This window comes from Sphingobium sp. TKS (assembly GCF_001563265.1).
GTDB lineage: Bacteria > Pseudomonadota > Alphaproteobacteria > Sphingomonadales > Sphingomonadaceae > Sphingobium.
The window spans coordinates 276,906-286,293 of record NZ_CP005085.1 but is presented as its reverse complement, the minus strand read 5'-3'; the positions used below and the strand labels follow the sequence as shown (position 1 = coordinate 286,293).

General features: G+C 64.5%; 5 protein-coding genes. 3 read left to right on the top strand and 2 right to left on the bottom strand.

Annotation, left to right across the window (positions count from 1 at the left end):
- The first annotated feature begins 16 nt into the window (after positions 1-16).
- Positions 17-6,541, top strand: coding sequence for a hypothetical protein (locus tag K426_RS26530; protein ID WP_066564209.1), 6,525 nt, complete (start codon positions 17-19; stop codon positions 6,539-6,541).
- 238 nt (positions 6,542-6,779) lie between these two features.
- On the opposite strand, the gene K426_RS33185 is transcribed toward K426_RS26530, so the two are convergent.
- Positions 6,780-6,896 (bottom strand): hypothetical protein, encoded by a 117-nt coding sequence (locus K426_RS33185; protein WP_443018234.1) that lies wholly within the window; start codon positions 6,894-6,896, stop codon positions 6,780-6,782.
- A 178-nt stretch (positions 6,897-7,074) separates the two neighbouring features.
- Here K426_RS33185 and K426_RS26525 point away from each other — a divergent pair, with 178 nt between their 5' ends.
- The gene (locus K426_RS26525) at positions 7,075-7,425 is read left to right on the top strand and encodes an antitoxin Xre/MbcA/ParS toxin-binding domain-containing protein (RefSeq protein WP_021243658.1); all 351 of its coding nucleotides are present in this window, start codon (positions 7,075-7,077) and stop codon (positions 7,423-7,425) included.
- 65 nt (positions 7,426-7,490) lie between these two features.
- Positions 7,491-8,009, top strand: coding sequence for an RES family NAD+ phosphorylase (locus tag K426_RS26520; RefSeq protein ID WP_021243657.1), 519 nt, complete (start codon positions 7,491-7,493; stop codon positions 8,007-8,009).
- Between the two features lie 533 nt (positions 8,010-8,542).
- Here K426_RS26520 and K426_RS26515 read toward each other — a convergent pair.
- The gene (locus tag K426_RS26515) at positions 8,543-9,388 is read right to left on the bottom strand and encodes a hypothetical protein (protein ID WP_031290547.1); all 846 of its coding nucleotides are present in this window, start codon (positions 9,386-9,388) and stop codon (positions 8,543-8,545) included.

Genomic DNA, 9,388 nt, shown 5'->3' with positions numbered 1-9,388 from the left:
TAACAGGAGACAGAAAGTGAAAACCACGCTCATGATCGGCGCATCTGCGCTGGCCTTCAGTCTCGCGACGCCGGGCGTGGCGCTCGCCAATCAGGAATGCGGCCTGCCCGACGCAGCGCAGAACCCGAACGTCGCCAACTGCCTCAACGAGCCCAGTAATTGGGCCAACGGCATTACCTATGATCAGGGCGACTATGCGACGCCCGCCGGGATCAAGGTCGATCTGTGGGCAACGGCCGTCGTGGCGCCGACGACCAACGACACGGCGGTCACCGTCATCGGATCGCCCGATCAAGCAGCCGTCATCAGCGCGCGCGGTGGTTCGACGATCACCGCTATCGGTACCGGGCTTTCCGCGCAGACCACCGGAACGGGGGCCGCGATTGTCGAGAGCCATGGCAACGTCGTGGCTGGCAACAGGGGCCTGCTGGCCACCACCGATCTTGCCGGGGGAACAGGCCTTGCCTCGGTCATCAACCAGAGCGGCGGCACGGTCACTTTGACGCTCCCGGCCGCTCTTGCGCAAAGCGCCGCCCTGTTTGCCCGAGGCGGCTCGGCCAGCGCCACGAACAACGGCACCGTTAGCCTATCCAGCCTCGCGCCGGTCGGCGGGCTGGTCTACGGCATCGCCGGCGAAAGCCATGCGGCCGACGGGACGGTCACCCTGGCCAATGCCAACAGCGTCACCCTGACAGGCCTCGACACAGATTTTATCGGTGTCGGGACCACAGAAAGCAGCGGCCAGGTCGATATCAGCAACACCGGCTCCATCGCCATCGCGACCGCTGCGGGCGACGCGACAGGGCTTCACGTCGCAGGCGCCGGCACCCCGGGCGCGGTCACGCTTGCCAATAGCGGCCTCCTTTCGGTCTCCACGGACATTGCGGTCGGGAGCGGTCACGCGATCGGCATGGACGTCCAGCAAGGCACAAGCGCCACGCTCATTTCGGCGCGTACGGGCGCAACGGGCGGCATGACGGTGTCAGGCGGCGGCGCTGCAACTGGCTTCCTCGTCGAGAATGTCTCGGGGCCGGTCAGCGTCCGCAATACCGGCTATGTCCTCGATGTCGCATCGGGAGGCCTGGCGACCGGCGTACAGCTGTCCGGCGGATCGAGCCAGGCTGTTCGCTTTGAAGATACCGTGATCGGCGGCAATATCTACAATGGCGACCTGGTGGTCCAAGGCGCGGGCTCGGCTCGCGGGATTGTTCTCGACGGCGCAACCGACACCGTCTCGGTCGATTTTGACGGCGCATCTCTTTTAGTTACCAGCACCGGCGCGGACGCCTCGGGCATTGTCACGCAGGGCGGCGCGGATGTCGCAATCACGACCGCGGCCAAAGTACAGAACGGGAACGGCGCTGCCATCACCGTCAGTGCGGCTGACGGAACGGCAGCCGGGATCACGATTGCAGGGGCGACCGGCGCTCAAGCCGTTGCGCTTGGCGATGCCATCACCGTCACCAACATCGGCGGCAGCGCTGTCGGTCTCAGCCTGGCCGACGGCACCAGCCAGTCGGTCTCGTTGGCCAATGGCGCGACCGTGGCCGGGATGGGGGCGACCGGCGCGCAGTTCACCGGCGCAAGCGGCTCGATTGAGTTGACGAGCGCGGCGGGTTTCACCGTGGAAGGGGGGACTGGCGGGGCAACTGGCGTCATACTGGAAAACGGAGCCGACCAAACCGCGAACTTCGCGGGCAATTTCTCGGTCAACGCGGATGATGGCGATGTGAAGGGTGTCACTTCGTCAGGCGCGGGCGGTGCGGTGAGCGTTAACGCCCAGCAAGGTTTCAATGTCACGAATGGCGGTGGCCTTGCGGCTGGCATTATCGTTACGGATGGAACGAGCCAGACGGTGCTGATGGCCGATGGCCTCTCGGTCACCGGGACCAGCGCCACTGGTGCGCAGTTGACCAATGGCTCAGGAGCGGTGAGTTTCACTGCCAACGGTCCAGTCGCGGTCGATGGTGGCGTCGGAGGCGCGACCGGCATAGTTCTTGCCGACGGGTTCGATCAGACTACTCATCTGGCCGGCGATCTTGCGGTGGATGCCAGCGGCGGTGTTGCAACCGGCCTGATCTCGACGGGCGCCGCCGGCGCGGTGGAACTGAACGCGCAGGGCGCCTTCGCCGTCACCAATCGCGATGGGTCGGCGACCGGCCTCATCCTCGCGGACGGCACGAGCCAGGCGGCGACGTTGAGCGAAGGTCTGGGCGTCGCAGGGACCGGAGCCATCGGCGTGATCCTTACCGGTTCGGCTGGAGCTGCGACTTTCACGGCCAACGGTGCCGTTGCGGTAGATGGCGGAACCGGGGGCGCAATGGGTGTCCTGCTTGCCGACGGCATCGACCAGACCGTCACCTTTGCGGGCGATGTGGCGGTGGACGCCAGCGGCGGCATTGCGACCGGTGTCTTGTCGACCGGCGCCAGCGGCGCGGTGGGGATAGCAGCGCAGAACGGCTTTAGCGTCTCCAATGCAGGTGGCGCGGCGACGGGCCTCACTCTCGCCGGTGGAGCAAGCCAGACGGTTACGCTCGGTAACGGGCTCAGCGTTGTCGGTGTCGGCGCGACCGGCGCTCAACTGGTAGGCGCGACGGGGGCAGTCACTCTTGCCTCCACAAACGCAGTTGCCGTCGATGGAGGAACCAGCGGCGCAACGGGCGTCATTCTCGCCGGCGGGTCCGACCAGACTATCGATCTGAACGGTGATCTTGCGGTCAGGGCAAGCGCGGGGACTACGACCGGCCTCATTCTGACCAGCGCCAGCGGCGCGATGGAGGTTAACGCAAATGACGCGTTCAGCGTCACCAGTGGCGATGGTCCTGCGGCAGGCCTTATCCTCTCGGGCGGGACCTCCCAGGCGGTGGTTCTGGGCGAGGGGCTTCATGTTGCCGGGGCTGGTGGAGCAGGCGCACAGATGTCCGGTGCGCTGGGCTCTGTGGATCTGGCCAGCACAGGGGATTTCACGGTCGAAGGCGGCGCAGATCAGGCTGTCGGCGTGGTGGCGCGGGATGGCACCACGCAATCACTTTCGTTCGAGCAGGCTGTGCGTGTGAATGGGCTGGGAGCGACCGGCATCGATCTGGCGGGCGGCTCGGGAGCCTTGTCGGTTGCGCTCGGCGACGCCCTGACCGTCGTTGGTGGCGCAGCGGGCGCGACCGGGATTTCTCTCGCCGATGGAACCGCGCAGACGATCGACCTTGCCGGACCCGCCATCATTCAGTCGAGCGGCGGTGTCGCGACTGGCGTGCAATCCACAGGCGCGGCAGGAAACATCGGGATTGTCAGCCGGGATGCGCTGGCGGTCACCAACAGTGCCGGCAGCGCCGTCGCGATCGATATTGACGGCGGCACCGGCGCGGACATCGCGCTTGCCGGGCCGGTAACGGTTACCGCAAGCGGGGACACATCAGGTGTGCAGATAGCCGGCGCAGGGTCGCTGGACCTGATCTCGGCTACGGACTTCACCGTCACGAGCGGTGAAGGCGATGCGACAGGCGCTGCCGTGACCGGCGGGGCAAGCCAGTCCGCTACCTTTGGCGGTCCGGTTGCGATCACCGGTGCCGAGCGGGCGGTCGGCCTCAGCCAAACCGGCGCATCGGGCGCGATCGTCGCGTCCTTTGAAGGTCCGCTCACAGTTGCCGGTGGTTCTGGGCTCACCGCCGGCATTGTCCAGACGAACGGCACGACCCAGACCGTTTCCTTGTCCGACACCATGTCCGTTTCGTCGGTCGATGGGCCTGCCCTTGGCATCCTCCTCGAGGACGGTGCCGGTGTTGCAACGGCCCATCTCCCCTCGATGCTGACCGCAACCAGCCTTGAGAGCGATGCCTTTGGCCTCGTCGCGACCAATGGTCAGGGTCTGGTCATTGACGGTGAGGGGACTGTCACGGCAATCGCAGGGGGCACCGCCCGCGGGATTGCCAGCGTCGATCAATCCGGTGCCCAGACTGTCCAGATTGGCGATGTCACGGCCACTTCGACGGGAGGCATGGCATCGGGCGTCCTTCTTGGCGGTTTCGATGCAATCAGCGTGCGAAGCGAAGGAACGATCACGGTTTCGGCCATCGCGGGGGGTGTCGGCGTCGGCATCGACACCAGCGGTTCTGATGCGGCCATCGATGTCGTGCTCAACGATATTGCTGTTACAGGCGACAATGTGACGGGCATCAGCCTGAACCAGACGGGCGGCGCCGGCAGTAGCGGAACAATCGCCGCGTCGGTCAATGCGGTCACGACAAATGGTGCGAATGCCATCGGTATGTCGGCGACCGGATCCCAAAGCGGCGCAGTTGCGCTCACGCTCGGCCAGGCGAGCGCGGATGATCATTCGGGGGGTGTCACCACAGCCGGAGATGGCGCGACCGGGGTCCAGATGACAGTGACCGATGGCCCAGGATCGATCACCAACCTCGGCAGGGTCGCGACCAGCGGCGAGGCGGCCAACGGCATTGGCGCGGTGGCGACGGGCAACGGCGCTATTTCCGTCGATAGTTGGACCTTGGTCACCACTGGCGCGGGCTCGGACGGCATCGCTGTCACCACCGGCGCCGGCGCGCAAACCATCAAGGCGCATGCGGTCTCTGTTTCAGGCGCCGGCGCCAGCGGCATCGCGGCTAAGTCCGCCGCCGGTGCGATCGCGATCGAGACGGGAACGCTCGAAGCGCTCGATGGGGCCGGACATGCCATCGTCGCAAGCAGCGACATCGGGGCGATCAGCGTTACGAGCGTCAACAGCTCTGCCCAGAGCGCGGACGCCATTCATCTCAGCTCCGTGTCCGGCGACGTCGCCGTCACCCTTGTAGACGGGGGGAGAACCTCGTCGGCTAACGGCGCGGGCCTGTTTGTCGATACCGGCGGTCACGCAACGATCAACCTGGGAACCGAGACCAACAATGCCATCCTTCATGGTAGCACGGTCGGTCTGTCTTCACATGCGACCGATGGCCAGACGATCACGCTTTCGGGCGTCCTGGGGGCTGATAGCGATCTCGCGCTAAGCCTCACGGGTGGCTCGGCAACCCTCCTCAACAACGGCGCGATCAACGGCTATGTGTCGCTTGGGACCAGCAGCATCGCGTTCACCAACGCCGGCATCTGGAATGGCTTTGGCGGCAACTCGGCCTTCACTGCAAATTCGACCTTCACCAATAACGGTACGTTCAACGTCAATCCTGGCGCTGCCGGTCCAGCAACGATGCTGCTGACGGGCCTCGGCACGTTCCGGAACGCCGGAACGGTCAGTCTCGTCAATGGCCAGGCTGGCGACCTGCTCGACCTTGGCGGGGCAGCCTTTGCCGGCTCGGGCGGTTCGCGCGTCATCCTGGAAGCGAACCTTGGTGGCGCAGCGATCGGCGCGATTGCGGCCCAGACCGCTGACCAGCTTTCCATGGGAGCTGCCTCGGGTGTCACGACGATCGTCATCAACGATCTTAGTGGAGCTGCTGCCGCACAGTTCAATTTCTCGGGCATTCGGATCGTCAGCAGCACGTCAGCGGAGGACGGCGCCTTCATTCTCCAAGGCGGGAGCATCAACAAGGGCTTTGCGGAATATCAGCTGGTTGGCGACGGGAACGGTAATTTCAATCTCGTCAGCGTGCCCTCTGTCCAGGCCTTCGAACTTGTCCGGACCGGTGCGGAGGTCCGCCGCTACTGGCGCCGCTCCGGCGACGCCTGGGCCGAGCAGATGCGCGCGAGCAAGGGGCGGGAAGGGCTTTCGGCATGGGGCCAGTTTTACGGCGGCGGCGAAACGAACGAGGCGCGGCCGGTCTATTCCCTCACGGTGCTGGACCGTCCGATGAGCTTCACCCCGAACCTCGACATACGCGACAGCTGGACCGGGGCGCAGCTGGGGTTCGACTGGGGGCAGGGCGACTGGAGCGTCGGCCTGACCGGCGGCTATGTCGGTCAACAAGGCAGGGTGAAGGCGACTGGAGACGAGATCAAGCTTGATGGCGCGAATATCGGCGCTTATTTCCGCTATCGCTCGGCCAGCGGTTTTTTCGCTCATGTGCTGGCCAAGCTGGACCGCTTCTCTGTCAAATATGATCTTCAAGGTGCAGCGTCGGCCCGCAAGTTCGATGGCACCAGCTATGGCATCCAGGCCGAGGCTGGGTACCGCCTTGACATGGGCCGGGCCTTCATCGAGCCGGCCGTGAGCATTGCCTGGTCCCACAGCGATCTTGACGGTATCAAGGGCGCCGCTGGCGGCTTTGATGCATCGTTCCACAATGTTGGGAGCGCCTACGGACGTGCTGGAGCGCGAGCGGGTATCGCCGCTATGGCGGGCGGCTGGGCGATCAGCCCGTATGTGGGGCTCGCCTTCGAGGGCGAACTCAAGGACCAGCCCGGCATGACCCTTGTATCAGGCGGAAATGCCGTCTCCTTCCAGGACGTATCGGAGGGCGGGCGCGCGCGCCTGGAGGCCGGTGTCGAGGGAAGCGGCCACAATGGCTTGTCGGCTTTCGCCAAGATTGAGGGCATCACAGGCAAACATGCAAATGGGCTGGCCGGGCGCGTGGGCGTCGCGTTCCGCTGGTAGGAGCGGCATAGGGCCCAAGTCTTCAGGCAGAACGGATCGCCCCCTGGCGGTCCGTTCACCACTTCTCCCGTACCTCGAAGATGACATACTGTACTGGCCGAAGTACGTTGGACCGGTAACAATCCTGATGGGTGCGACCTTCGTAGCGGTTCAGCTCTTGAACTTCTGGATGATTGACAAGACCCGGAACCGCAACGGCAGCAATAGATCAGCTGCGAACTGTTTATGTGTTCACGGCCTAACCATATTCGCGGACAACGGGAGTGAGCCCGGCCAGAGATTGGGCTTGCCTTCCATCAAGACAGCTCCGGTTCCCGCATTGTGACGATGAGATGGTGGCGGTCAGCGTTCCCACGCCAGTGATGCTGGTGAGGATCACCAGCGTTGGCGCTGCCTCGGCGCCTGGGGGTGGTCTCGTTCGATCGCGTGCACGGTAAATCTTTCAACACTGGATTTAAACCTCTCTAACCTTTGTAACGCAATCATTGAAACAACACGCCGATGAGTGCATATAAGAGGCGAGGAGTGCACTCATGCTTGCTGCTTTTCTGGATGATATTCGCGAGGGTGACATGATCGCCCCACGCCGGATGGCGGAACGCCTGCGGCTTCCCATGACACGGCTGTCGCGGCTCGCACACCTCAATCGCAACACGATGACAGCGCATCCCGGGAGTCCTGCCGTGCAGGCCAAGCTGGGAGAGATTGCCCGGATTATCGCGCGCGCAGCCGAGCTGGCAGGGGATGAAGGCAAGGCCATCATCTGGTTCAAGCACCAGCCGCTCCCCGGATTTGGCAAGACGGCCGAGGAATTGGTTGAGGATGGTCATGCCGATAGCGTGATCCAAGATCTCGATCGCATGGCCGCCGGTGTCTATTCCTGACATGGTTCACGCTGGTGCGCAGGCTTGACCAAGTTCCTTTTCCCGCTCGCCGGTAGAGCGGCCCCATGACCTATGCTCTTGGCCAGTTGTCGCTTCCCCTCTGGGGCATGATCGGGATCCGCCATCAGTTCAGTCCAACCTCGGGAGAGGGGGCACGGCTCTACGGCGGCCGCTGGAACAGGCAGGGATGCTCGGCGCTCTATCTGGCGGCGGATGCTGTCACCGCGGTGGCGGAATATTATCAAGGACTGCCGAAGCCCGGGACGCTCGTCCCTTATCACCTCGATGCGGGGAGAATCGCGGATCTCACCGACGCTGCGGCCGGCCCCTGCGATGGGCGCGTTGCTGAAGCCTTGGCGGCGAACTGGAAGGCTGTGGCGTTGCTCGATGGCAAGACGCCGCCGAACTGGGCGCTAACCGAAGAGCTGATCGCGGCCGGAGCCGAGGGCGCACTTGTTCCCTCGGTCCAGAATCCTGGCGGCCGGAACCTGGTTCTGTGGCAATGGCACGAGAAGGGGCAGCAAGGCGACGGGGCCGCGCTCACCGTACTTGATCCTGATGCTGTTCTAGGAGCGCCCCGCTAGAGTTCACCCGAACTGCGGCCACTCTTGGCTCTCGCCGCGTCAAATTCGGCAGCCGCCGGGCGCAGGGGGGCAGGAGGCTTATCGAGGCCCGCCGGCCTGAAACACCCCTGGAGTATTGCGCGATAAGCAACATTTGCCCTTGACCGTCTGGTGCCGGGCCAGACCCGCGGCCACAGGGTTACTCGCCGCTGCGCGCCAGCAACAGCGATCCGAGGGGGATCAAAGCCAGATCAGGTCTCATCATCTTTCGCTACGGTCCAGCTCGACCAAGATTGGCCTTTCTCGCAGCTCACAGCATTCTCTGACGAGGCGATCTGCTCGCGAAAGCGAAGTCTATGTGTTTTACAGCGCAAGCTGGCGTCTGGCCGGCGTGGATGGTTTTGAACGTCCAGTCGCCGCATAGAAGGCTGGGCCCGCTTGGTCCTCTCCCGTCGCGGGGGACGATCAGCGCGACAGGGACTTGTCGGCACCGCGCAAGGCCAAGGCAGCAGGACATGATGTCGCGCGAAGCCATGAGGAGCGATCCTTCTTGCTCAGCGCCATTCGACCAGGGGCTCTTCCTTTCCCGGCGCGATGAACGCGACGCGTTCAAACTCTGCCGCGATCACGCAGCGTGGCATCAGGGTGCTGTCCTGCTGGATGCAATGCACAGGCTGTCCGTCGGGGAAGCCGGTGATGCGGCCTTCAAGCTGGATCTGGTAGCCCTCGGGGGAGGGCATCTCCCCCTCTTCCAGCTTGATGGTCGAGGCATAGGGGCGATCGCCCCGCCTCAGGTTTCGAGGGCTCTCGGGCGAAAAGAACTGGGCGATCGCCAGGCGCTGGTCGCCCGGGGTCGGCATAGCGTCGGACATCAGCTTTTCCCCGCGCACGCATTGATCCGCGCGGGTCCAGGGACGCTGGATCCAGAAGCCCTCTACCGCATCGAACTTCATCTCGCCAGCCAGTGGCGTCACCCAGTCGGCCTCAGCGAGATCAGTGGTCCGGGCACTGAGCCTCAATGCCCGGCTCTTCGGATTGAAAACCCACCCAGCCCAGCTTTTGGCGTCATCGGTCATTTCGCCCCGGCAGCCAAAAGGCATGCGCAGGATGAAGGAGCGCCCCACCAGCGCAGCGCTCGATCCGGGCAGGGCCGAACCGCTCGCCGTTGCATCGGCCGCCGCTGCCGCCACAGACAGCAATGCAGCTCTGTCCAACGGGGGAGGGGGAGTGACAGGGATTTTCGGGACGTTCACCTTCGGGGCAGCCTGTTGCGGTTCTGGCGCTCGCGGCTGCGGTTCAGGCCCCGGCGCCCCGGAAACCAGAGCAAAGGTCAGCGCGGAACCCGCGGCCGCCGCAATGAGATGGGAGAGGATGCGCAAACGGATGTTCTGTTCGGCCAT